Annotated in this window: 19 protein-coding genes, 1 tRNA gene and 1 pseudogene; 13 read left to right on the plus strand and 8 right to left on the minus strand. The window is 67.4% G+C overall.

Translation table 11 applies throughout. The annotated features are described in order from the left end of the window. Positions 1-13: 13 nt before the first annotated feature. Positions 14-4,540 (minus strand): ExeM/NucH family extracellular endonuclease, encoded by a 4,527-nt coding sequence (locus ACWRN3_RS15210; protein WP_476741182.1) that lies wholly within the window; start codon positions 4,538-4,540, stop codon positions 14-16. 419 nt (positions 4,541-4,959) lie between these two features. Further along, positions 4,960-5,047 (minus strand) — tRNA-Ser (locus tag ACWRN3_RS15215). Between the two features lie 108 nt (positions 5,048-5,155). Here ACWRN3_RS15215 and ACWRN3_RS15220 point away from each other — a divergent pair. The 9 genes from ACWRN3_RS15220 to ACWRN3_RS15260 all read left to right on the plus strand — a co-directional run bounded on the left by ACWRN3_RS15220 (position 5,156) and on the right by ACWRN3_RS15260 (position 15,223). Beyond that, on the plus strand, positions 5,156-6,139 hold the full coding sequence (locus ACWRN3_RS15220) for an NAD(P)H-quinone oxidoreductase (RefSeq protein WP_476741183.1): 984 nt from the start codon (positions 5,156-5,158) through the stop codon (positions 6,137-6,139). Between the two features lie 123 nt (positions 6,140-6,262). Further along, positions 6,263-6,868 (plus strand): PadR family transcriptional regulator, encoded by a 606-nt coding sequence (locus ACWRN3_RS15225; RefSeq protein WP_324644117.1) that lies wholly within the window; start codon positions 6,263-6,265, stop codon positions 6,866-6,868. Beyond that, the gene (locus ACWRN3_RS15230; protein ID WP_476741184.1) at positions 6,865-7,602 is read left to right on the plus strand and encodes an ABC transporter ATP-binding protein; all 738 of its coding nucleotides are present in this window, start codon (positions 6,865-6,867) and stop codon (positions 7,600-7,602) included. Before ACWRN3_RS15225 ends, ACWRN3_RS15230 begins: the two co-directional genes overlap by 4 nt. Further along, the gene (locus tag ACWRN3_RS15235; RefSeq protein WP_476741185.1) at positions 7,602-10,457 is read left to right on the plus strand and encodes an FtsX-like permease family protein; all 2,856 of its coding nucleotides are present in this window, start codon (positions 7,602-7,604) and stop codon (positions 10,455-10,457) included. The genes ACWRN3_RS15230 and ACWRN3_RS15235 overlap by 1 nt, the downstream gene beginning before the upstream one ends. Before the next feature lie 147 nt (positions 10,458-10,604). Continuing rightward, positions 10,605-12,902, plus strand: a complete 2,298-nt coding sequence (locus ACWRN3_RS15240; protein ID WP_476741186.1) for a carbon starvation CstA family protein — start codon at positions 10,605-10,607, stop codon at positions 12,900-12,902. After that, positions 12,902-13,105, plus strand: coding sequence for a YbdD/YjiX family protein (locus tag ACWRN3_RS15245; protein WP_324644121.1), 204 nt, complete (start codon positions 12,902-12,904; stop codon positions 13,103-13,105). Before ACWRN3_RS15240 ends, ACWRN3_RS15245 begins: the two co-directional genes overlap by 1 nt. 79 nt (positions 13,106-13,184) lie before the next feature. Beyond that, positions 13,185-13,811: a bacterial proteasome activator family protein gene (locus tag ACWRN3_RS15250; protein WP_476741187.1), complete on the plus strand. Its 627-nt coding sequence runs from the start codon at positions 13,185-13,187 to the stop codon at positions 13,809-13,811. Between the two features lie 7 nt (positions 13,812-13,818). Further along, positions 13,819-14,262 carry a hypothetical protein gene (locus tag ACWRN3_RS15255; RefSeq protein ID WP_476741188.1) on the plus strand — a complete coding sequence of 148 codons (444 nt, stop codon included), beginning with the start codon at positions 13,819-13,821 and terminating at the stop codon, positions 14,260-14,262. Between the two features lie 115 nt (positions 14,263-14,377). Further along, positions 14,378-15,223, plus strand: coding sequence for an aldo/keto reductase (locus ACWRN3_RS15260; protein WP_255174445.1), 846 nt, complete (start codon positions 14,378-14,380; stop codon positions 15,221-15,223). 138 nt (positions 15,224-15,361) lie between these two features. Here ACWRN3_RS15260 and ACWRN3_RS15265 read toward each other — a convergent pair whose 3' ends face one another. The 3 genes from ACWRN3_RS15265 to ACWRN3_RS15275 form a co-directional block, all read right to left on the minus strand. Further along, the gene (locus tag ACWRN3_RS15265; protein ID WP_476741189.1) at positions 15,362-15,547 is read right to left on the minus strand and encodes a hypothetical protein; all 186 of its coding nucleotides are present in this window, start codon (positions 15,545-15,547) and stop codon (positions 15,362-15,364) included. 101 nt (positions 15,548-15,648) lie between these two features. Beyond that, positions 15,649-16,740 carry a hypothetical protein gene (locus ACWRN3_RS15270; RefSeq protein WP_476741190.1) on the minus strand — a complete coding sequence of 364 codons (1,092 nt, stop codon included), beginning with the start codon at positions 16,738-16,740 and terminating at the stop codon, positions 15,649-15,651. 74 nt (positions 16,741-16,814) lie between these two features. Next, complete coding sequence (locus ACWRN3_RS15275) at positions 16,815-17,849, minus strand: hypothetical protein (protein WP_476741191.1); 1,035 nt, start codon at positions 17,847-17,849, stop codon at positions 16,815-16,817. A 131-nt stretch (positions 17,850-17,980) separates the two neighbouring features. Here ACWRN3_RS15275 and ACWRN3_RS15280 point away from each other — a divergent pair, with 131 nt between their 5' ends. Further along, positions 17,981-19,222, plus strand: a complete 1,242-nt coding sequence (locus ACWRN3_RS15280; RefSeq protein ID WP_324644126.1) for an NAD(P)/FAD-dependent oxidoreductase — start codon at positions 17,981-17,983, stop codon at positions 19,220-19,222. Positions 19,223-19,304: 82 nt separating this feature from the next. Here the strand turns inward: ACWRN3_RS15280 and ACWRN3_RS15285 are convergent, their stop codons facing one another. Both ACWRN3_RS15285 and ACWRN3_RS15290 read right to left on the minus strand, forming a co-directional pair. Further along, positions 19,305-19,946 carry a hypothetical protein gene (locus ACWRN3_RS15285; protein ID WP_476741192.1) on the minus strand — a complete coding sequence of 214 codons (642 nt, stop codon included), beginning with the start codon at positions 19,944-19,946 and terminating at the stop codon, positions 19,305-19,307. Between the two features lie 143 nt (positions 19,947-20,089). After that, entirely contained in the window at positions 20,090-21,028 is a 939-nt protein-coding gene (locus ACWRN3_RS15290; RefSeq protein ID WP_476741193.1) for a polysaccharide deacetylase family protein, read from the minus strand. Positions 21,029-21,383: 355 nt separating this feature from the next. On the opposite strand from ACWRN3_RS15290, the gene ACWRN3_RS15295 reads away from it, so the two are divergent. The 3 genes from ACWRN3_RS15295 (at position 21,384) to ACWRN3_RS15305 (ending at position 22,705) form a co-directional block, all read left to right on the plus strand. After that, entirely contained in the window at positions 21,384-21,599 is a 216-nt protein-coding gene (locus ACWRN3_RS15295) for a hypothetical protein (protein WP_224024964.1), read from the plus strand. A gap of 178 nt (positions 21,600-21,777) precedes the next feature. Next, positions 21,778-22,269, plus strand: coding sequence for an HAD domain-containing protein (locus ACWRN3_RS15300; protein WP_476741194.1), 492 nt, complete (start codon positions 21,778-21,780; stop codon positions 22,267-22,269). 28 nt (positions 22,270-22,297) lie between these two features. Next, positions 22,298-22,705: a hypothetical protein gene (locus ACWRN3_RS15305; RefSeq protein ID WP_476741195.1), complete on the plus strand. Its 408-nt coding sequence runs from the start codon at positions 22,298-22,300 to the stop codon at positions 22,703-22,705. A gap of 247 nt (positions 22,706-22,952) precedes the next feature. On the opposite strand, the pseudogene ACWRN3_RS15310 reads toward ACWRN3_RS15305, so the two are convergent. Continuing rightward, a pseudogene (locus ACWRN3_RS15310) lies at positions 22,953-23,186 on the minus strand (transposase); the annotation flags it as partial. Positions 23,187-23,285 lie beyond the last annotated feature (99 nt).

The following is a 23,285-nucleotide window of genomic DNA, read 5'->3' on the forward strand; positions in this document are numbered from 1 at the left end:
CGCATCCAGGGTTTTAGCCCCGCAGGCAGGCGCGGTAGGCGGCCATGGCCTGGCCGTAGTTCGCCTGCCCCCTGACGTCAGCGGGACGGGTGGGCTTGACCGGCGGAACGCAGACCGGCTGCGCCGGCGTATCGGCTCCCACCAGTACGGCCACCTTCACCGTGGTCCCGGACTCGACGGCGGTGAGCACCAGGGTTGCCGCGTCCTCCGCCGCCCCGGCCGGGACGGCCAGGTCCACCGAGGCCGCGCCGGCGGCCACCGGTACGGTGCCCAGCGGGGTGACCGTGCCCGTAGCGTCGGTGAACGAAGCTTCCAGGGCCGTGTTCACCGGGCTGCCCAGGGAGGTCAGGTCAAGCTTCGAGACCGCCAGGGTGACGGGCCCACCGGGCTTGACCCCGTCGGCGGTGGTGTTGGTGACCGCCACCGAACGCCGCGCAAAGTCCGGAGCCACCGGGCTGCTCTTCTGGAGGTACCCGATCCAGGCGTCCCGGTCCACCAGCCCGGAATCCCGGGTATTGGTGCCTTCGGTGAAGATCCGGAAGTTGTCGCCTCCCGTGGCCAGGAAGCTGAATGTGCCCACCCGGTAGGACCTGGCCGGGTCCAGCAGTTCACCGTTCACCCGCACCCCGGTGATCCGGTTACCCGCGGCCCGGGCGGCGTCGTAGGTGTAGTTCACGTTCTTGGACAGGCCCAGCTGCAGGTAAGCGCGGCTGGGGACCGTGCCGTCCGGGTTGGTCTGCCACTGCTGCTCCAGCAGGGTCGTGAACTGCGCACCGGTCAGCGACGTGGTCCACAGGTTGTTCACGAACGGCAGGACCGCGTTGGCCTCGGCGTAGGTGATGGTGCCGTCCGGCGCGTAGTACAGCTCGTTGCGCAGGCCGCCGGGATTCACGACGCCGATTTCCGCGCCACCGAGCTCTGCCGGCTGCAGGGAGGAAAGCAGCGAGTCGGCCACCAGGTTGCCGAGGGTGGATTCGCTGCCGCGGTCATCGCGCTTGGCGGTGCCGGTGGCATCGGTGGTGAAAGCCGTGGTGATGTCCTTGGTGACCGAACCCACGGGCTGGTTGCCCACCACAGCGGCGTCCGCCAGGGCCTTTTTGACGATTGCGTCGACGGCGGCCACCCGCGGGTACGCAGCCACCAGGCCGGCGGCAGCGTCGGTGGTGCGCTTGACGTTCCCGGCCTTGTAGGCGGTCACCTGCTTGCTGGCGGTGTCCACGGTCAACTGGATCTGGCCCACGTTCTCGCCGTAGTTGCCGGTCTGCACGATGGGCCGGGTCTTGCCCGCCACGCCGGGAACAGGTGCGTCCCAGGCGTATTCCTTGTGGGTGTGGCCGGTGAAGATGGCATCAACGTCAGCGGACGTTTCGGTGACCAGCCTGGCGAAAGGTCCGCCGGCTGCCACTTCCTGCTCCAGCGTGGCGCCTTCCACCACACCCGAGCCGGCGCCGTCGTGGTCCTCCACGATGATGACGTCGGCAATCTTGTCCGCGGTGATCTTTGCGGCCACCCGGTTGATGGCGTCCACCGGGTCGCCGAAGTCGAGGTCGGCGATGCCGGCGGGAGTGACCAGGGAGGGGACCTCCTGGGTCACGGTGCCGATCACGGCCACCTTGACGCCGTTCAGGTCCAGCACCGTGTACTCCGGAAGGACCGGCTCGGTGGTGCCCTTTTTGTAGACGTTTGCGCCGAGGTAGGGGAACTTCGCATTGGTGCCGCCGGCGATGACGCGGTCGCGCAGGTCCGCCCAGCCGCCGTCGAACTCGTGGTTTCCCACGGCCGACGCCTTCAGCTCCAAGGCGTTCAAGACGTCGATGGTGGGCTGGTCCTTGGCGACCGCGGAGGCGAACGGGGAGGCGCCGATGTTGTCACCTGCGGACAGGAACGCCGTGGCCCCCGGAGCGGCTGCGGCGCGGAGCTTTTCAATGGTCCCGGCCACCTGGACGGTGTTGGCGTCGATGCGCCCGTGGAAGTCGTTGACGTTCAGGAGGTTCAGGTCAACGGTCGCAGGGGTGGCCGGAAGGTCCAGGCCCACCACCACGGGATCGTGGTCGCTGGCGCGGAACTGGTCCGGTGCGTAGTAGTTGGTGACGTTGTTGTTGTAGCGGCTGTACTCCAGCGCCACGGACTCCACCGAGTTGATGTTCCAGATGTCCGCGCCGGTGACGACGGCGTTGGCCGCCGGGGAGGCCAGGATGTGGTCGAGGGAGCCCACCATGCCGCCGAAGAGGTAGGAGTGCTTGGCGGTGCCGTCGGCGTTTCGCGCCTTGTCGTCCTGGTTGACATACCCGGCGCCCGTGAGGACGTTGATCGGGTCTTCTTTGCCGTAGGAGTTGAAGTCACCGATCAGGAAAACCTTGTCGGTGCCCTTGGACTTCTGCAGCTCGTCGGAGAACGCCAGCAGGGACTGCGCTTGGGCGGTGCGGGCGAGGTTTGAATTGCCCTGGCCCTTGTCGGTGTCGTCCGGAGTGGCAGCTGAGCCCTTGGACTTGAAGTGGTTGGCGATCGCGATGAACTTCTTGTCATCAGGGGCACCGACGGGCTTGAAGACCTGGGCCAGCGGCTTGCGGGCACTGGCGAAGGCCACGGTGTCGTTGTGGATGATGGACTCACCCAGGGGCTCGGCGGCCGCCTTCTTGTAAATGAACGCGGTGCGGATCATGTCCTCGTCAGCCAGCGGGGGTGCGTTCGCGGGAGTGCGGACGTAGTCCCAGATGCCGGGGGTGGGGATGTTGAGCGCCTCCACGAGTTTGGCCAGGGCATCATCGCGGTCCTTGCCGAACTGCGCGGAGTTTTCAACCTCCATCAGGGTCACCACGTCGGCGCCGGACTTGGCGATGGCAGAGACGATCTTGTCCTGCTGGCGCTTGAAGTTCTCCGCGTTGGCTGCACCGCGGGCGTCACAGCCGCCGCTGACGGTGATGGGGTTGCCTGCGCGGTCGGTGTAGAACTTGCAGCCGGAGAGCATGTCACCGGTGGTGGGGAAGTAGTTCAGGACGTTGAACGAGGCGATCTTGACGTTGCCGCCAACGGCTGCCGGGGCATCCGTCCGGGTGGCTCCGAAGCCGGCCGGCTGGACCGTTGCCTTGTTGACCTCGGTCAGGTGGGTCAGCGGCTGGAGCTTCCAGGAGTTGTTGGCGTAACCCAGCACCACGTTGGTGGTGAAGTCCACCGGCGAACCCACGCGGACGGGGTCCGTGGTGGTCAGGTACGGCAGGACCTCGGCCTTGGTGGCGGCGTCCTTCAGGAAATTGGTGCTGGACCCGTCGTCGAGCTTGATGCCGCGGCCAGCGTTGTCAGCCACCACGGCGGTGTACTCGGCGGAGCCGAACGGTGCCACAGCTGTGGGCTGGACCAGGGGAGTGGTCCCGCCCGCGAGGCCAATCTCGCCGTACTGGTTCAGGCTGTAGTTGTCGCTCACCGTCAGGGGCCCCTGGGGTGCCAGCAGCATGCCTTCCAGCGATTCCCGGAAGGTTTCCGCGGCGGGAAGGGTGAAGATGGTGGGCTTGACCTCGGGCGCAGCTTCGGTGAGCTTGGTGAGGCCCGCCGCCGGGACGTTGAGCTGGGTCATGCCGTAGTACTCGGCCACTGTGCCCGTCACCTGAACGTAGTCACCGGCCTGCACCGAAGCCACGGTGGCGGGGGAGTAGACGAAGATGCCGTCGGATGCGGCGTGGTTGGTGGCCGTCAGGTCACCACCCGTGCCCGGCGTCTGGAGGTAGTAGCCGTTGAGGCCGCCCGTCGGAAAGGCTGCCGTGACTTTGCCCTTGGTGGTGACGGTGGCTCCGGCCAGCGGGCTTTCCGTCCCTGTGCCCTGGATTTCTGCGATAGTCCTTGAAACGGGATCCGGCGAGGGCGAGGGGGTGGGGTCGGGAGCCGGAGCTGTGCCGCCCGCAGGTGTTGGTGTGATGGCGCCAAGGAGCGTGAAGTCAGCGGCGTTGTTGTTGCTGTCCGCCCCGGCGGCCCTGTTGAGGCTCTTCACATCGGTGTTTCCGGCAGGTGCCGCAGCAGCCAGGGTCTCGAAGGTGTTGGAGGCACCGTAGCCCAGGAGGTCGGCCACGCCAGCTGTTTCCACCACGGAACCGGTGGGAAGTGCGACGGCGGTGGGCTGCTTGGCGAGCACGATGGTGCCCGAGGCCCCGGCGAAGTTCAGGGCGCCGGCCACGAGGTCAGGCGTGGGCAGGTCAGCGCCGTTGGTGCCATTGCTTCCGCCCTGGACGAGGTAGTAGCCATTGGCCGGGATGGACCCTGACAGGGCAGCCACCCCGCTTGGCGCCGCAGTGCCGGTTCCGGAGCGGTACTGCACGGACCAGCCCTCAAGGGAGACAGGGGCGTCCGAGGTGTTGTACAGCTCCACGAATTTGTTCCTGTAGGCGGCGCCGCTGCTGCCGCCGCTGAGGTAGGCCTCGTTGATGACAACGGGTGAGGTGCCGGCCGCGGCTGAGACCTCCGCGGCCGCCGGGACAGCTGCCAGCGGGGCGGCGATGAGCCCCGCGGACAACGCTGTGCCCAGCGATAACTTCCATGTTTTTTGATGCATCCGCTCTTACTTTCATTGAGGTGTCCGGGTGGGGACCCGGTGGAGTGCGTCCGGGGTTGTACCGATCGGACGTGGGCCCGGACCCTGCTCCTGGTCAAGTGGTGTCCGGCACATGACAACAGCGCTGAATGAACGCAGGGTGGCTAGAGCGTGCATTCGGCGGGACGTTCCCCAGCGGAGCGGCCCGCCCTGCGGCCCGGAGCTTCCCTAGCCCGGACCGGAGGTGCTGTTGGCGGGAGTGATGCTGCCGGCAAACACGCAAATGTGCCGGCAGTCACAAACAGTACCCGCGGGTAGCTTTGGGGCAGGGCTTTGGCAGGGGGTTAGTCCAAAAAATTTACGTGTGCGCAACAAGGCAGGCCGGGGCTGCTTAAAGCAAAAAACCCCTGGCGGCCTACAGGCTGCCAGGGGTTCCCTTGCGGAAGGTAAGAGATTCGAACTCTTGGTACGGGGTTACCGCACACTGGTTTTCAAGACCAGCTCCTTCGGCCGCTCGGACAACCTTCCTCAGCTAGTAGTGTTTCATAGGCGCTTGCCTGCAACAAAACAGGCCCGGGGAAGCGCGCGGTGCACACTGGATGCAGCCAGGATTTTAGTCAGGAACGGGAGAGGTCCATGAAAGCCGTCTACATATCGGAACCGGGCGGCCCGGAAGTGCTGGAAGTGCGGGACGTGGCCGCCCCGGCGCCCGGCCAGGGCGAAGTGCTGATTGACGTGGTGGCGGCCGGCCTGAACCGGGCCGATGTCCAGCAGCGCAGGGGCTTCTACCCGCCGCCGCCGGGCGCTTCCGAGGTCCCCGGGCTGGAAGTATCAGGACGGATCGCCGGCTTCGGACCCGGCGTCAGCAAGCCTTTCTCGCTGGGGGACAAGGTAGTGGCCCTGTTGGCAGGCGGCGGCTACGCCCAGCAGGTGGCGGTCCCGGCCGAGCAGGTGCTGCGCGTCCCCGAAGGGGTTGACCTGGTCACCGCCGCGTCGCTGCCGGAGGTGGCCGCGACGGTGTACTCAAACCTCATCATGACGGCGCAGCTGCAGCCGGGCGAAACGGTCCTCATCCACGGCGCCACCGGCGGGATCGGCACCATGGCCATCCAGCTCGCCAAGGCCTTCGGCGCCAAGGTGGCCACCACGGCCGGGACTGAGGAAAAGGTCAGTACCGCCAAAGCCTTCCTCGGGGCGGATATCGCCATCAATTACAAAGAGGAAGACTTTCCGGAGAGCCTTCGGCGGCAGAACGGCGGCAAGGGGGCCGACGTCATCCTGGACGTGGTGGGCGCCAAGTACCTGCAGCAGAACGTGGACGCCCTGGCCGACTACGGGCGCCTGGTGGTCATTGGCCTGCAGGGCGGAACCAAGGGTGAACTGGACCTGGGGCTGCTGCTGAAGAAGCGGGCGGCCGTGGTTGCTACTGCCCTGCGGCCCAGGCCGGTGGCGGAAAAAGGTGCCATCATGACCGCCGTGCGTGAGGCTGTGTGGCCGCTGGTGGCAGACGGCAGGATCCGTCCCCTGGTTGCCAAGACATTCCCCCTGGACCAAGTGGGTGCGGCGCACCGGTACTTTGACAGCGGCGATCACGTGGGCAAGATCCTCCTGGTGATGTAGGCCCGCCGATACATACCCGGTATTGCGTTTCGGGATGCTTCCGGTCTAGGCTGGCTATACGCGGTATGCACGGGTCTTGGGGGCCTGTGCATGCCGGTAAATGACTAAGCCCGGGGGAGCAATATGTCGATTCGCCACAGCCTCCTCGCCCTGCTGCAGGACCAGCCACGCTATGGCTATCAGCTGCGGGTCGAGTTCGAGAACCGCACCGGAGCCACCTGGCCCCTGAATATCGGGCAGGTGTACACCACCCTGGACCGGCTGGAACGCGATGCCCTGGTGGCCAAGGAAGGCGATGACGGCGAAGGCCATGTGGTGTACAGCATCACCCCGGCCGGCAAAGCGGAGGTGCGGAGCTGGTTTGCCGCCCCGGTGGAGCGGAACAACCCGCCCCGCAATGAGCTCGCCATCAAGCTCGCGCTCGCCGTCACCCTGCCTGGGGTGGATGTCCAGGCCATCATCCAGGCCCAGCGCGTGGCGTCCATCAGGGCCCTGCAGGACTACACCAAGGCCCGGCGTGACACGGCGGCGAACCAGCGGGCCACGGATACCGCCTGGCTGTTGGTGCTCGACTCCCTGATCTTCCAGACCGAAGCGGAAGTCCGCTGGCTTGACCTCTGCGAGGCCAGGATGGTCCAGCAGGCCCAGGCCGCCGCCACAGGTCCTGCCCGGAAGGCGTCCAACGGGGCCCCGGAAGATGCCCCGCTCAGCGCGGACAGCCGCCGGTGAGCGTGCAGGGGCCGCAGCAGGTCCTTGAACTCGCCAAGGTTGGCAGGACCTTCGGGGAAGGCGCGACGGCGGTCGCCGCACTCCGCGACGTCGACCTCACCATATCGGCGGGGGAGTTCGTCGCTGTCATGGGACCTTCGGGCTCAGGCAAGTCCTCCCTGCTGGCCGTCGCCGGCGGACTGGACCGGCCGACGTCGGGCGCTGTCTTTGTCGAATCCACGCCCCTGGCCGGGCTGGGCCTGAATGAACTGGCCCGCCTGCGCCGCCGCGCCGTCGGCTACGTTTTCCAGGACTTCAACCTGGTCCCCACGTTGACTGCCGGCGAAAACGTGGCGCTGCCGCTGGAGCTGGATGGAACATCCGCGAGGAAGGCGCACCGGCAGGCCGCGGACGCGCTGCGGCAGGTGGGCATCCCGGAGTTGGCGGACCGGTTCATGGACCAGATGTCCGGCGGACAGCAGCAGCGCGTGGCGATCGCCCGGGCCATAGTGGGCAACCGGCGGCTGATCCTGGCTGACGAACCCACCGGTGCACTGGATTCGACCACCGGCCACGGGGTCATGGAGGTGCTGCGGGCCCGGGCCGACGCCGGGGCGGCGGTCATGCTGGTCACCCACGAGGCCAGGCATGCCGCCTGGGCGGACCGGGTGGTCTTCCTCAGGGATGGGCGCGTTATCGACCAGGCCGCCGCCATGCACGATCCCACCATGCTCCTGACGCAGGCCGGACTCTGATGCCGCTTGACCTCGCTCCGGTGCCGCAGGGGCGCCGGAGCAGCTGCCGCGTTGCCCTGCGGCTGGCGCGCCGCGACATCGCCCGCCACAAAGGCCGCTCCCTCCTGATCATCCTGCTGATCATGCTGCCCGTGGCCGGAATGACCGGCGCCGCCACCCTCTACCAGAGCTCCCAGCGCACGCCTGGGGAGACGGTCCGGTACGAACTGGGCAACACCCAGGCCAGGTTCGGCGTCCTGCCGGTGCCCAGCGCGGATTCCCTGCAGGATCCGCTCGATGACGGCGTCGTCGCCTCCAGCACCGGCCGCTATGACCCGGATTTCCAGCGGACCGACCCTTTGGACGCCATCCCGGCAGGCTATGAAATCCTTCCGCATCGCCTGCTGCAGCTGACCACCGGCGTGGGGAAGGCCCTCGTTTCACTGCAGGGCCGCGAGGTGGACGCACTCAACCCGGCCTTCACCGGCAAGTTCAGCCTCCTGGCCGGAAGGGCACCGCGGGACGGGAGGGAGGTGCTGGTTTCGCCCGGACTGATGACGCGGTTCCACATCACCTTCGGACAGGACTTTACGACGTCGACCGGAACCTTTGTCCCGGTGGGAACCATCCGCGACGCGGCTGCCTCGGACGGCAACAGCTTTCTGTACCTGCAGGCAAGCCAGGTTCCGGCCGACCTCCCACAGGGGCCGCTGACCCGCCAGTCCGTGTCCTACTACCTGGTGGGCCCTGGGCCGGTCACCTGGGAACAGATCAAGGAGGCCAACAGCAAAGGCGTGGGCGTGCTCTCCCGCAGTGTGGTGCTGAATCCGCCGCCCGTCGACCAACGCACCGTTCCAGGTGCGCAGCTGCACGACAATACGTCGGTGCTGCTGACCGTCTATGCCACCTTCGGGCTGGTCGGGGCGCTCGCACTGCTCGAAGTGGGTTTGCTGGCCGGTGCCGCCTTCGCTGTCGGAGCCAGGCGGCAGGTGCGCGAACTGGCGCTGCTGGCATCCGCGGGAGCGGAAAGTTCCACCATCGGTGCCGTCGTCACCGCGGGTGGACTCTGGCTCGGCAGCTTTGCCGTGGCCCTGGGAGCCGCGGCGGGGCTGGGGGCTGCCGCCGTCGTCGTGCACGTGGTCCGCTCGACTGGTTCTGCCCGGCTGGCCGGCCTGCACCCGGATGTCCCGCTGACCGCGATGGCCATGGCCATGGGGCTGGGAGCATGTGTGCTGGCGGCCATGGTCCCGGCACGACAGGTGTCACGGCAGGCGGTGCTGGGCGCGCTCAAATCCGGGAGGACAACGGCACCGAAGGGGCGGCGAATGACCGTGGCCGGTGCCGGGACGCTGGCACTTGCCGCGGGGCTGCTGGCAGCCGGCTGGCTTATCAGCGGGTCCACCGCGGACCCGGACCGGCGGGCGGACCAACTGCCCTTGGTGGTCACGATGCTGATTGCGGGGGCGGTCGCCGCAGTTGCAGGCCTGGTGATGTTGACCGGCTGGCTGATCGGTTGCCTCACGTCCAGGACGCAACGGCTGTCCCTCTCCCTGCGGATGGCAGCGCGGGATTCGGCACGGAACCGCGGCCGCAGCGTTCCCGCGGTGGCGGCAGTCCTGGCCGCCGCCACACTTGCGGGCGCGGCCCTGGTCCTCTCGGCCAGCCAACAAGCGGGCCTGCGGGACGCGCATTACTGGAGCGGGCTGCAGGACCAGGCGTATCTGCCGTTGACGGTGGACCGGCCCCCGGCGGCGGACGGCAGCCGCCGGCCGCCCCTGCACGTGGAAGCATCCACACTGTCCTCGGCGGTGGCAGGTGCCTTGGGGACCGTTGAATCAACCCAGCTCATCGCGGCTCCTGCCGGCCTGCGGAACTGCCCTGAGGGGCCCGCCGATCCAGGGCTGCCGGCACTGACGGATACCTCCAATTGCCTGCTGTTTTCACTTGCCAGGCCGAAGGGCAATGAGTGCCCGACCACCCCCAAGGGAAGGTTGACGGACCCGGGGGACTGGCGGTGCCGCGGTTCCATGGTCAATGAACAACCCTCCGACCGGGCCATCCTGGTCGGCGGCGAAGAGGAAATCCGGGCGGCGCTGGGACGCAGTGCGCCCGCTGAGGCCCTGGCGGTGCTGGACGCCGGCGGGATGGTGGTGACCAACCCGGTCTTCATTAGAGATGGAGCAATCCTGCTGGAAGGCAAAGACGTGAGGACGCACGGGCCCGCGCCCTCAGGGCCCGGCACGGTCCCCGCAACGGTACGAAGTATCCCGCTGCCCGCAACGGTACTTGAGCCGGTGGTCGCGGTCCCTTACTACGGAGTTGTCTCGCCCGAAACAGCCCAACGGCTTGACCTGCGGCCGGAACCCGCCGGACTGCTGGTGCAGCTGGCCACGTACCCGTCCCAGGCTGAGGCGGATGCAGCCTCCGCCGCGGCTGCTGCCGTTTACGGCCAGGCCGGCATGACCTTCCAGGCCGAACCGGGCATTACCCAGGGGAGCCAGTGGATGACCTGGTCCATCGTGGCCGCCGCCGCCCTCGTCACTTTCAGCGCAGCGGGCATCACCACCGGCCTGTCCCTGGCCGACGCCCGCACGGACCATGCCACCCTTGCCGGGGTCGGCGCAGCACCAAGGCTGCGCAGGGCGCTGGCAGGCTCCCAGGCCCTGTTTACCTCTGGGGTTGGGGCCGCGCTGGGGGCGCTCGCCGGGTCAGTGCCGGCTCTCCTGCTAGTCCTGTCCACGGACATGCGGACGGCGGTGGAGGTTCCCTGGCTGCATCTGCTGGCCCTCGTGGTTGCTGTCCCGTGCACGGCCGGGGCGCTGGCGTGGGCCTGTACCCGCTCGGGCCTGCCCCTGTCCCGCCGGGGCCTGGCGTAGCAGGCGGGCCGCCGTCCCCTCATTCGTCGCCGCGTCGCTGCCGCTCACCGCACGGCCCGGCGCCGCGCCGCCGTCGGCCGCTAAAGCGCTGACCGGCGTTGGTAGGGTCCCCAGTAGCAAAAGCGGGAAATCTCTCAAGGAGGAGACATGGCCGGAGTGCCTGACCAACGGAAGAACGAATCCCGAGCGGAGGGCGGACTGGCTACGGACCCGGATCTTCCCCCGCCCGCCGTGGACGAGGCGCGGCTCGAAGCCGAGGACCGGAAATGGACCCCGGCAAAGATCGCGCTCTGGGCCGCGATCGCCCTGCTGGGCGGAGTCGCCTGGTTCATGCTGGCGATTGTCCGCGGTGAAACCGTCAACGCCATCTGGTTCGTCTTCGCCTCCGTGTGCACCTACCTGATTGGGTACCGCTTCTACTCCAAGGTGATCGAACGCTACATCACCAGGCCGGATGACCGCCGCGCGACCCCGGCCGAGTACAAGGCCGACGGCAAGGACTACGTCCGCACCGACCGCAACGTGCTCTTCGGCCACCACTTTGCCGCCATCGCCGGCGCCGGCCCGCTGGTGGGCCCGGTCATCGCGGCGCAGATGGGCTACCTGCCCGGCACCATCTGGATCATCATCGGGGTGGTCCTCGCGGGAGCCGTGCAGGACTACCTGGTGCTCTTCTTCTCGATGCGCCGCGGCGGCCGTTCCCTCGGCCAGATGGCGCGCGAGGAACTCGGCATCATCGGCGGCACGGCCGCCCTCATCGCCACCCTGCTCATCATGGTGATCATCGTGGCCATCCTGGCGCTCGTCGTCGTCAACGCTTTGGGCGAAAGCCCGTGGGGCGTGTTCTCCGTGGGCATGACCATCCCCATCGCCCTCTTCATGGGCGTCTACCTCCGCTACCTGCGCCCCGGCAAGGTCATGGAAGTCTCCATCATTGGCTTCGTCCTGCTGATGGCTGCCATCATCGGCGGCGGTGCCGTGGCCGGCACCGAATGGGGCGCGGCGTTCTTCCACCTGGACAAGGTGACCATCGCCTGGGGCCTGATCATCTACGGCTTCATCGCTGCGATCCTGCCGGTGTGGCTGCTCCTGGCCCCCCGCGACTACCTCTCCACCTTCATGAAGATCGGCGTAATCGTCATGCTGGCGCTGGCCATCATCGTGGTCCGCCCCGAAATCACGGTTCCGGCCTTCAGCGAATTCGCCTCCCGCGAGAACGGACCCGTCTTCTCCGGTGCCCTGTTCCCCTTCCTGTTCGTCACCATCGCCTGCGGTGCGCTCTCGGGCTTCCACGCGCTGATCTCCTCGGGCACCACACCCAAGTTGATCGAGAAGGAACGCCAGACCCGCTTCATCGGCTACGGCGGAATGCTGATGGAATCCTTCGTCGCCATCATGGCCCTGGTGGCGGCCATTTCGATTGACCGCGGCATCTACTTTGCGATGAATGCCCCCACCGCCCTGACGGGCGGCACGGTGGAGACAGCCGCGCAGTGGGTCAACAGCCTCGGCCTGGCCGGAGTCAACATCACGCCGGACCTCCTGGCGCAGACCGCCAAGGACGTCGGGGAGCAGAGCATTGTGTCCCGCTCCGGTGGTGCTCCTACCCTGGCGGTCGGCCTGGCGCACATCATGCAGCAGTTCATCGGCGGGACAGCCATGATGGCGTTTTGGTACCACTTCGCCATCATGTTCGAGGCCCTTTTCATCCTCACCGCGGTGGACGCCGGCACCCGCGTTGCCCGCTTCATGCTGCAGGACTCCATCGGCAACTTCGTCCCCAAGTTCAAGGAAGCCTCCTGGCGGCCGGGCGCTTGGTTCTGCACTGCCGTCATGGTGCTTGCCTGGGGTGCGGTGCTGCTGATGGGCGTCACCGATCCGCTGGGCGGCATCAACACCCTGTTCCCGCTGTTCGGCATCGCCAACCAGTTGCTGGCCGCCATTGCGCTGGCCGTGTGCCTGGCCATCGTCGCCAAGCGCGGAACCTTCAAGTACCTCTGGATCGTGGCCCTGCCGCTGGCCTTCGCCGCGGTGGTCACCATTACGGCGAGCTACCAGAAGATCTTCTCCTCCACTCCTGCCGTGGGGTACTTCGCCAACAACGCTGCCTTCAGCAAGGCCCTGGCCGACGGCAAGAAGGAGTTTGGCACAGCGAAATCAGTCGCTGCGATGGAAGCCGTGGTCCGAAACACCGCCATCCAGGGTTGGCTGTCCGTGATCTTCGTGGTGCTCAGCATTATCGTGATTGCGACGGCGGTGCTCGCCACGGTCAAGGCGTTCCGTGACCGGTCGGCTGGCGTGGCCACCGCCGACAACGAGGACCCGGCTGTTCGGTCGCGCGTCTTCGCCCCGGCCGGGCTGGTCCCGACAACCGCGGAACGTGAACTGGCTGCCGAGTGGCAGAAAGTGCCCGCCGAGGCCCGCCTTGAACGGGCAGGGCACTGATGAGCACCGGCATCGCCCTGGTTGCCAACGGGTTCCGCGGGTTCGCCCGCTACCTGGGCGGCGTCATGGGCGCCGACGCCTACGCCAAGTACCTGGAACACCACCGGGCGGCAGGGCATCAGGAAGCACCCCTGACGGAGCGGGAGTTCTGGCGCGACCGTACGGACCGCCAGGACAGCAACCCCCAGGGCCGGTGCTGCTGATTGAGCCCGCAGCGGACAGGCAGGGCCCACCGGACTTCCCGGTGGGCCCTGCCTGCATGGGCCGTGAGAGTATGAACGCATGAGCGATCCCAATGACACTCAGGCAGCTGAGGATCTCCCGGTAGAAGGCACTCCCGTTGATGACAGCGAGGCACCTGTCCAGGCCCCGTCTGACGGGGACGGCAGGCAGCGGGGCAGCAGCCTGCAGGACCTGGTGGACGAGCCCGCCAAGGTGATGCGGATCGGCACCATGATCCGGCAGCTCCTCGAAGAGGTGAAGTCCGCACCGCTGGATGACGCCGCAAGGGGCCGGCTCGCCGCCATCCACGAGCGCTCCATCAAGGAACTTGAGGACGGGCTCGCGCCGGAACTGGTGGCGGAGCTGGACAGGATCAGCCTGCCCCTCTCCGACGAGGCCACTCCCTCCGACGCCGAGCTTCGGATCGCCCAGGCCCAGCTGGTGGGGTGGCTGGAGGGCCTCTTCCACGGGATCCAGACGGCCATTGCGGCCCAGAACGCAGCCCGGGAACACGCAGCGGCACAGCTGCAGCTGCGCCAGCTGCCGCCTGGCACCATGATTGCGCCCGGCGTCGTGATCGGGGAAAACGGCGAGCCCCAACGTGCGCCGGCCGGCACCCGGCCGGGGCAGCCGGCACGGCCCAGCCAACGTGAGGACCCGGACCACGGCCCGGGCCAGTACCTGTAGGTTCCGCTTGGGCTTTTTCAGCGCCGCCAGGCAGGGGCGCAAAGACGACGCAGAGCTGGGCCGGGGGTTGTGGCGCCGGGCGCACGACCGCTTCCACCGGGGACTGGACCGCTTCCACCAGGTGCTCGAGGGCGTGGAGGACGACCAGTTGTACGGCGAACTGGTGGCCATCGCCAACCAACTCGCCGCCCTGCTTCCGCGCGTCCGGGCTGTCTGCATGGAGGCGCAGCGGCGTGCCCCCAGCGAGGGCCTGGACATACCGGCGGCCCTGGCGGACGTCCACAGGTCCTTGTCCAAGGCAGGAAATTCGCTGGCAACGACGGCAGAGGCGGCGGCAATGCTGCGGCTCGCCGTGGGTCCGGTGCCGGTGGGTGCAGCATCAGTCCACCGCCGCGCCGAGGCTGTCTTCCAGCAGGTGGACGACGCCGAGAGGCAGCTTCACGCGGAATAGCTGCACAGGTGCCGCGGGATATTCCCGATTTGGAAGCCTACTTTTCAGTTAAGCGTGTGGCTGACAGGGGCCGAATCAGGAGCGCCGGGGCGGACAGCTTTGGCAGGATGAAAGCATGACTCTTTCACCTACCTTGACTTTCAATGACGGAAACACGATCCCCCAGCTCGGCTACGGTGTGTGGCAGGTTGAGGACGACGTGGCTGAAAAGGTCGTGCGCCAGGCGTTCGAGGCCGGCTTCCGGCATATCGACACGGCAAAGATCTACGGCAATGAGGCAGGCGTGGGCCGGGCCATTGCCAGTTCCGGCCTGTCTTCGGAGGAAATCTTCATCACCACCAAGCTGTGGAATGCGGACCAGGGCTACGAGTCCACCCTCGCCGCCTTCGAGGAGTCCATGGACCGGCTCGGCCTGGAAACCCTTGACCTGTACCTGATCCACTGGATGCAGCCCAAGCAGGACAAGTACGTTGACACCTGGAAGGCGCTGATCGAACTCCAGAAGCGCGGACGGGTGAAGTCCATCGGTGTCTCGAACTTCACCGCAGAGGGCCTGCAGCGGCTCATCGACGAAACGGGCGTGGTCCCGGCCATCCACCAGATCGAACTGCACCCCTACTTCAGCCAGCGCGAACTGCGTGAGTTCGGTGCCGCCAAGGGCATCCTGACCCAGGCATGGTCTCCGCTGGGCCAGGGCGGGGAACTGCTGCAGGACCCGGCGGTCGCCTCCATCGCTGCCAAGCACCAGGCCACCCCGGCCCAGGTGGTTATCGCCTGGCACCTGGCGATCGGCAACGTGGTCATCCCCAAGTCCGTGACCGAGTCACGGATCAAGGAGAACTACGCAGCCCTTGAGGTATCCCTCGATCCGGAAGACGTCGAAGCCATCAACAACCTGGACCGGACCGCCGGCGGCGAAGGCCGCATCGGCCCCGATCCCGCGGTCTCCGACTTCGCCTAGGCCGTGACGGCGGCACCGGTCCCAGCGGCCGGTGGAACCCCGCCAAGCCAACCCCAGCCCGTGCTGCCGGCAACCGCCAGGCAGCACGGGCTGAGGCTTTTAATCTGACCTGTACCGGGCCGGGCGGATGTGGGCCGGTCAGGCAGCGATCTGGACGTGCTCCACGGTGACGGCGTCCACCACGGCCCAGCTGTCCTCGCCGTGGCAGTGCCGGCCGGCGAAGCGCTCGGCTTCTTCAAGTGTGTCAAAGACCTCGGACCGTGCCCGGCCGCAGTCGGCGTCGAAGTACGTCACGTGAAATTCCTGTACTGCTTGGTTTTCCATGAATCCAGTCTGCAACCAGGGTCTGACATTCTTTGGAACCGACTCCGCGTGTTGTGGACAGACGCCGGGCACGGGGCCGCAGGACGGGTGTGGCCGGCCGGTCAGCGGGCCCTTGGATCCTGGGTGGTGGCCGCGGCGGCCCGCACCTTCAGCGTGAGCGCGGCGAGTGCGAGCATGCCGAGTCCGGTCCATACAAGGGTCCCGCTCCAGACCTCGGGCGAGAAACTGAGGGCGCCGTCGTGGAGTGCCACGCCGGCGAAATATGGGGCCCAAAACACCACCGGGGTGAGGCCTGCCGCGGTCATGAGCCGTGCGGGACGGCCAGGGGTGGGACGGACCACCGCCCACACCGCGCCCACGAGGATGGAACCGACCAGGGCAACCGGGACCAGCCAGGCGTCGCGCAGCGCCACCATGACCTGCAGGGCGACGGAGGGGACCAGCGCCATGGCCGCCGGAACGGCAGGGTGCAGGCGCCACCGCAGCGACAGCAACAGGACGGGAACAAAGAGCGCGAACGTCGAGACGAGGAACGATGCCAGGGACACCATGATGCTTGAGGACGTCGGTACCGTCACCGCGGGCTGCGTCCCGGCAACGGTTGTGTACGTCTGGATGAGTCCGTGGCGGGCGAAGACCGCGAACTCCTGCAGGATGAACGCGGCAACCATGCCGGCGAGCACGGCGCTGGCTACGACCGGGAGCAGCCGTGGCCACGGCCGGGCCGGGGTGTGCCACGCGGCGGAGAAGGGTGCTCCCAGGATGAGGAAGCCGCCAGTGGCCAGGCCCAGATGGGACGGGCTGAACAGGGCGCTGATGTTCTGCTCGATCCCGAACACCGAATGCCAGGCGAAGTCTCCTGCCCCGGATGCGAGGAAGAGTACGACGCCGGCCGCTGCGGCCCCGTAGCCGGCAGGGACGGCGTCCATCCACCGCGTGCCCGGTGCGTGCCGGCGCCAGGTCAGCGCGGCGATCCAAACGGCACATGCAGCGAAGCCCGAGTAGAGGACAGCGTGCCACGGAGTGAAGAACGTCTCGAGGTTTCGCAGGTTGTTGTGGGCCCACCCGTCAACATAGGTCCCGGTGAGGAGCCAGACGCCCGCGGCCAGGGTAATGATGTCTTCCCTGGCCGTGGTGGGGCGGTGGACTGATACCGGCGGAATCGCAAAGGCATGAGTTGCTGCGGCGTCCATAGCTCCAGAGTAGGTCCCGTCCGCGCCCGGGGCGACAGGATTTTTCCCGGGCCATTCCCGTATGCGCCCTCCCTTTAGCTGCTGCCCAGGCGGAGTACGCGCTCCTGCGCCAGCATTGCCGTCCGGCTGGCTTTGTCTGCCGCCCGTGCGGCCTGTTTCGCTTCCGCTGCGGTGGTGGCAAGCTGCTTGCGGGAGCGGTCAAGGCGTTCTTCGGCGGCCTTGAGCCGGCTCCTGAGTTCAGCCGTTTCCTGTTGCAGTTCCGCGATGTCCGCACGCGCCTGCTCTTCCTGCTCCCGCAGGCCGCCGGCCAGTTGTGACGCTGCTTCTTCGGCCTCCCGGGCTTCCTCGAGGGCGGCCCTGGCCCGTTCCAGCGCAGGCGGCGAGGCCGGGCGGGGGGTCTGCCGGACTGCCTCAAGCCGGGGCTTCGCCGGCGTTGGCGCGGTGCCGTGCGGCGCCGTCGCCGGCGTCTTCGATGCCGCCACCTTCGCCGCTGGCGTTTTCCCGGCTGGCGGCTTCACCCCTGCCGTCTTCATACCGGCCACCCGCCGTGCAGGCGGGGGAGTATCGGCGGCCCGGTTCGGCGGTGCGGCCGGGAGCAGACCGGGGAGGGCCACCGCGCCGCCAAGGTCCACGTCGTTGACGCCGTCCGAGGAGAGGACTTTCAGCAGCCGCCCACTGGCAACGGCGTTGGCTGCACCCGTGTCCGCAGTCAGGGCCCGGAGTGTTTCCTCGACGTCGGCTGCCATCGCGTCGCTGATGGGCCGGCCCTGCTCAAGGGCCACAGACCGGGCGGTGTCGACGGCGTCTGCGAGCATGGTGCGCCGCTCCCGGCCGAGTTCGCGCATGGCAGGGGCGTCCAGCGAGTCCTGGGCGGCCCGCATCCGTGCCCCAAGGTCGCCCAGCCGGGCCGGCACGTCCGGCCGGTGCCTGGCAAGCATGTTGAGCGCCCACGCGGCGACGGAAGGTTTCGGCAGTCCCCGCACCGCTGCCGCGAGGTCCTTGTCCCGGCCCGCTGCCTCTTTGGCGGCGGCGGCGCGGGCTGCAATGAAGTCCTCCAGCGCCCCTGCATACAGCCGGTCGGCAATGTCCGCCAGGGCTTCGTCTTCCATGCCGCCATCTTAGGTGCCGGGAACGCTGCCTTCCGTAGATTCACCGCCGTGGGAGACCGGCCCACGCCCCCACGGCCGGTGCGGGAAAAGGCACCCTGTTACTCGCAGGCCGGGAGGGGTAAGTTGCACGAATGGACGATTCATATCAGGTCATCGTGGTTGGCGGCGGTTTTGCCGGGAAAGCTGCGGCTGAAGAGTTGGGCCGCAAAGGTGTCCGGGTTCTGCTGCTTGACGCCAACAGTTACCAACAGTTCCAGCCACTCCTCTACCAGGTGGCTGCGTCCCAGATCGGCGTATCCACGGTGACGCGGCCGCTGCGCGCGGAGTTCCGCGGAATCAACAGCGTCCGGGTCCTGACGGCGGAGGTGACCGCCATCGACGCGGCGAACCGGACCGTGACCACCGCGGACGGTTCCACCTACCGGGCCCAGGCCCTGGTCATCGCCACGGGGGCAGTTCCGAACTTTTTCAACACCCCGGGCGCGGATGAGCATGCCTACCCGCTGTACTCGGTGGCGGATGCAACGCGGCTCAGCGCGGCCATCACCGCCATCCTGGACGAGGCCGACCGCGAGCCCGGGGCCGGCGCTGACGTCATTGTGGTGGGCGGTGGCCCCACCGGCGTCGAGACTGCCGGCGCGCTGGCCGAAAACGTGAAATACCTCGTGCCGAAGTACTTCTCGCCGGAGCTGGCGGGTCGGTGCCATGTCCATCTGGTGGATATGGTTCCGAACGTCCTTGCCGCCTTTTCGGAGAAATCGCAGGCGTACGCCCGGGACCGCCTGACAAAACTCGGCGTGCAGCTGCATATGGGCCAGCCCGTGGCTGACGTCCGCCCGGACGGGGTGACCCTCAAGGACGGGACGGTGATTCCTGCCCGGGTTGTGGTGTGGGCCGGCGGGCTGCAGGCCGGGCGGATCATCACCGAGTCCGGCCTGAAGCAAGGCAGGGGCGGCCGCGTGGACGTCCAGCCTGATCTGAGCGTCCCTGACGTCGAGGGCGTCTATGTGCTGGGCGACTCCGCCAACATCACCGACGCAGCCGGGAACAAGCTGCCACAGCTCGGGTCGGTGGCCCAGCAATCGGGTAAGTGGGCGGCCCGCAACATCTACGCGGATCTTACCGGCGGAGTGCGCGAGCCCTTCCGCTACTGGGACAAGGGGTACATGGCCATGGTGGGACGCGGCGCGGCGGTCGCGGAACTGGGCCGCCGGCGCCTGCAGCTTCAGGGGCCCCTGGCATTCGTGTCGTGGTTGGCGGTCCACCTGGCCCTGCTGCCCGGATTCCAGCAGAAGGTCAGGGCGCTGTTTTCCTGGGCCAACGGCTACGTCACCCACAGCCCCTCCCAGGTGGTGGTGGGCAGGCCGGATTAGGGCCCTTCACCCAGCGGGTCAGGCTGGCCGCCGCAGGTCCCCGGCTGCCTGGCGCCAACCCCGGTGGGCTGGCCCGCCGTCGTCAGTTCCTTTCGAAACTCGCCAGACGGCCCGCAGCGGCCCACCCGGATGCCTCGTAGGAGGCGGCAGCGTCCGGGTGGACCACCATATGCAGGTACTCGGCGCCATGGAGGAAAGCCTCCTCCGCCATCGCCGCGAACAGGCCCCGTTCGAAGGCCTCCTTCTCCGGCCCCTGCGGGAGTTCGGTGATGGCCACCGCCGCGAAGTCATCCCGCACCTGGATGCGGCCCTTGGCGACAGGGTGGTCGAAAACGGTGATTTCGACGGCGTCATAGGTCTCCATGGGTGCCAGGGCCACCTGGGAGTTTTCGGGCAGCTCCACAGCCACGTCCAGCCCGGCTGTCGGGGCCATGAGCAGGACCTGCTCAGCCACGGGAGCGAGGCCGGCCGGTGCCAGGCCCTCTGCGGCGCCGGCGTCGGCGCAAAGCAGGGTAAGGCGCACACCGGGTTCGCCCGCGGCTTTGCCTGCAAGTTTCTCAGCGTCAGGTCCCGGCCAGCCTGCCACGTATTCCTTGCCTGCGGGATCCTGCCCCATGCCGGCTTCGACGACGAAGCCCGCGCCGATGGGGTCTGCGCCGCGTTCCTGGAGGTCCGCCCAGGCGGGAACCCAGCCGATTGCGGGAAGGTCGTGTTGTTCCGGCATGGACAGTTCCTTACGTTCGGCAGCGGCGGGACAGGGTCCATCCGATGCGGCTGGGCAGGTCCCCTGTCAACGTATCGGATCGGCATGCGGGCCGCCAGCGGAACGGCACGGCGCCGCCACGGATGATGCTTCGGTGCAGTGGGTCAGGGCAGGTGGGCGAAGGACATGCCGGCTGCCAGCAGTTTGTCCACCGCCTGTTTCAGGCCTTCCGCTGTTCCGCCGTTGGGGTGGTTCCCATGGCAGATGACCACGTCCCCTGCCCGGGCCTTGCCCACCTCCCGGGCAACGACGGCGGCGGGATAGGTTGCACCGCCGTCGCCATTGATGCTGAAGCCCACCGGCTTTACGCCCAAAGCACCCAGGATGTCCGTGGCGACGTCGTCCATGTAGGCGGTGCCTGGGCGGAAGTACCGGGGACGCTTACCCGTAATGCCCGCCAGGGCGTCGTCGTTCGGCATGACCTCGTCATAGACTTCCCCCGCGTTCTTGGTCCCCGGGATGCCGTACGCCGTATTGCCGGTGGTGGACAGCGGCTTATGCGAAGTCCCGTGGTTGGCCACCTCGAAGAGGGGGTCTGCCGCTAGCTGCCGCGTGGCAACAGGGTTGGCATTGATCCACCGGGAGTTCAGAAAGAGCGTGGCCGGGATGTGGCGTTGGCGCAGCGTGTCGAGCAGCGCCTGGTCGTAGCCGCTGCCGCCGGGGCCGCCGCAAAAGTCAAGAGTAAGGGCGATTCCCTGTGAAGCGGGTGGCAGCCGCGTAAGGACTCCGGGAGCCTCCAGGCCCCAGTACCGGGCCGGGTGCTTCCCGTAGGTGTCAACAATCTGGGCACGTGACGGTATGGGCGCTGCCGGCGTGTTGGGGGCGGGCGCGTCGCCATCGGGCCCGGAGTGCAGGACGGTCGAGCTGGCACCCGCCGCACCGTCGTCGGGCGCCGGCATGTCCGATCCCCCCACTTGGTGCTTGGGGTGCGGCTGCAGGTCGGGCACGGCGGCGGACATCGTCAGCACTGCCGCCAGCAAAACCGCCCTGCGGCCGGGACCCTTCCCGTCCTGGCTCAAGTGCCGGGGGACATGTGGTTCCACCGCTAATTCCTCTTCCGGGACTGTTCTGCGGCCCGCGCCCGGCCTGCCCTGTCCGGGCAGGCAGATGGGGAAGGTGCGGGCAGGCTGCAGGCTGCGGGAAATGCAGCGTCTAAGGCAGCAGCGCGCGCAACAGCAGCCTGGAAGCGGGGGGTCATACCCGGAGCATACCTTGGCTGCCTTGCCGTTTCCTGAACCTTGCCCGGCGCCTGGGCGCCGGCCGTAATAAAGCGCCGCGGCAGGGACTTTGGTCCCTGTGCCCTCCGCCCGGTCCGGCGTTTACTTGTGGTTTGGGGTGGGCACAGCCGCCCGCTTCAGAGTCAGTTCTGTCACCTGAGCACGGAGGCTACATCCAGCAATGAACCTCAAAGACCGATGGGGCCGCCTGGACCCGGCAACCCAGAAGTGGCTGATCGACAACCCGGGATGCCAGATACTTCCACGAACGATCACGGCGGTGATCTCCAAAGAGAGCGGGGAGAGCCTTCCCACGGGACAGCACGGCGAGGCAGCCGTTTCCCGCGAGGACCAGGACTTCATCCGATCGAAGCTGAACGAGTTTCCCAAGGCCTGAGGCCCCGCCGCGATCACGGGCGAACCCGCGAAAAACTGGCGCGCCCGCGGGTAGTAGACTCAGCGCAACATTGGCACTTGGGGGAGTGGGACATGACAGCAGCAATCTCACCGGCGGCGGCCGGGTTCACCAGCACGGCATTCCTTCGGACAGCCTGCGTTGCCGTCACCTTCCCGCCGTGCATCAAACCGTGAAGCCCATCATCCTGCTCGACATCGACGGCGTCCTGAATCCTGCCGTGCGCCCGGGCGGCGGGATTGATGAGCCGCTGCTTCGGCTCTCCAACGAGAAGCGCGCCCTGGTCCGGCGCCTGGCCCGCAGCGGACGCATTGCGTGGGCGTCGACGTGGCCGGCGGACACCGTCGCCGGTCTGGAAGCCCAGCTGGAGCTTGACGTCGAACCGCTGCGGGTCACCATGGTGTTCCGGCAGTCTGACGCGGGCGTGCCGACGCCAAAACTGACATCGATTGCCCGGTGGCTGGCCAGGATGGACGCCAGCGACAACGCTGACTGGGATTCAGTCGTATGGATCGATGACGTACTTGGACCCGACGCCAGGAAATGGGCCAGCGGTCACGGCCAGCCGGTGCACCTCGAACAGCCTGATCCTGACCGCGGCCTGGCGGAAGTCCACGTGGCACGGATCGAGGCCTTCATCGCCGGCAGGTGACGTGTTGGTTGCCAAGGAGAACAGCCCGATGGGGACAAGTTCGGACGCAAAGCGGCGGTGGGCCGGAACCACTGCCTGGATCCTGCTCGTCTTAAGCTCGCTGGTCCTGGTCAGCTACGGGATCGCTCGTGCCGATTGGTTTCTCTGGCTGCCCACGCCGGCTGAAATGGAGCAGTCGTGGACCGGGAACCTGTTTGTCTATGCCGGGTGCGCCGTGTCCATCGCAGCTTCCGTATGGTCACATGCCCGTGGCAACCCGGTGTGGGTGTCCGTCTGTGTCGGGCTGCCAGGCGTCCTCGTGGGCTGGGCGGCGCTGGTGGACCCCTACAGCCTGCTGCGTCACCTGGCCGCCGTCGTCGCATTTCCCATGGCCCTCAGCGCGGTGGCCGAGGTCATCTGGGCCCGCGGCTACAGGCAGCGGGGACTGGGTCGATAAGGAGGCCACCTCCCGTGTCCGCGGTAGAAACCGGAAAAGCCGGTTAACCAGCGATAAACCCCGGAAACCCCTAAAAAAAGGGGCTGTCCGGGGTTTATCCCGAGCTTCCTATCAGAATCGAACTGATGACCTTTTCATACCAGTTCATCGGTTCACGGGCGCTCCCGGCATTTCACGTCCACCCCATAAACCGCGGTTTCTTGGCAATTTTGGCTCGGGCACTCATCACTTCTCAAAGTGTGCCCCAAAGTGCATTCTCCTGCTCCAACCGGCGGTTCCGCTTCTTCAGCTCCCGCATCTCAGTTGACTCCGCGGCCGCCGGACTGGCCCCGGATTCCTTACGTTCAGCAATGACAATCCAGCGCTTCAACGTCGTGACCGAAAGCCCGAAATCCTTGGCAATCTGCGTCAACGGTGCCTCGCCCTTCCGGGCCACATCAATAACATCCTGGCGGAACTCCGCCCCATAAGCCGTGGACATGGTCAACTTCCTTCCACGAGCACAAGCTCGCTAGGTCAAAGAGTCAACAAAACCCGGGGCAGTCCCAGCCGCCCGCCCTTCCGGGCCGGCTCTGTGGCT

The sequence above is a fragment of the Pseudarthrobacter sp. rb genome (assembly GCF_056389225.1).

Excerpts from the sequence above, each read along its gene's own strand:
- ACWRN3_RS15295 (WP_224024964.1), top strand. The coding sequence starts at position 21,384 with ATGAACCTCAAAGACCGATGGGGCCGCCTGGACCCGGCAACCCAGAAG.
- ACWRN3_RS15305 (WP_476741195.1), top strand. The coding sequence starts at position 22,298 with ATGGGGACAAGTTCGGACGCAAAGCGGCGGTGGGCCGGAACCACTGCC.
- ACWRN3_RS15275 (WP_476741191.1), bottom strand. The coding sequence starts at position 17,849 with ATGGAAGACGAAGCCCTGGCGGACATTGCCGACCGGCTGTATGCAGGG.
- ACWRN3_RS15225 (WP_324644117.1), top strand. The coding sequence starts at position 6,263 with ATGTCGATTCGCCACAGCCTCCTCGCCCTGCTGCAGGACCAGCCACGC.
- ACWRN3_RS15240 (WP_476741186.1), top strand. The coding sequence starts at position 10,605 with ATGGCCGGAGTGCCTGACCAACGGAAGAACGAATCCCGAGCGGAGGGC.
- ACWRN3_RS15265 (WP_476741189.1), bottom strand. The coding sequence starts at position 15,547 with ATGGAAAACCAAGCAGTACAGGAATTTCACGTGACGTACTTCGACGCC.
- ACWRN3_RS15245 (WP_324644121.1), top strand. The coding sequence starts at position 12,902 with ATGAGCACCGGCATCGCCCTGGTTGCCAACGGGTTCCGCGGGTTCGCC.
- ACWRN3_RS15280 (WP_324644126.1), top strand. The coding sequence starts at position 17,981 with ATGGACGATTCATATCAGGTCATCGTGGTTGGCGGCGGTTTTGCCGGG.
- ACWRN3_RS15260 (WP_255174445.1), top strand. The coding sequence starts at position 14,378 with ATGACTCTTTCACCTACCTTGACTTTCAATGACGGAAACACGATCCCC.
- ACWRN3_RS15285 (WP_476741192.1), bottom strand. The coding sequence starts at position 19,946 with ATGCCGGAACAACACGACCTTCCCGCAATCGGCTGGGTTCCCGCCTGG.
- ACWRN3_RS15250 (WP_476741187.1), top strand. The coding sequence starts at position 13,185 with ATGAGCGATCCCAATGACACTCAGGCAGCTGAGGATCTCCCGGTAGAA.
- ACWRN3_RS15235 (WP_476741185.1), top strand. The coding sequence starts at position 7,602 with ATGCCGCTTGACCTCGCTCCGGTGCCGCAGGGGCGCCGGAGCAGCTGC.
- ACWRN3_RS15210 (WP_476741182.1), bottom strand. The coding sequence starts at position 4,540 with ATGCATCAAAAAACATGGAAGTTATCGCTGGGCACAGCGTTGTCCGCG.
- ACWRN3_RS15270 (WP_476741190.1), bottom strand. The coding sequence starts at position 16,740 with ATGGACGCCGCAGCAACTCATGCCTTTGCGATTCCGCCGGTATCAGTC.
- ACWRN3_RS15220 (WP_476741183.1), top strand. The coding sequence starts at position 5,156 with ATGAAAGCCGTCTACATATCGGAACCGGGCGGCCCGGAAGTGCTGGAA.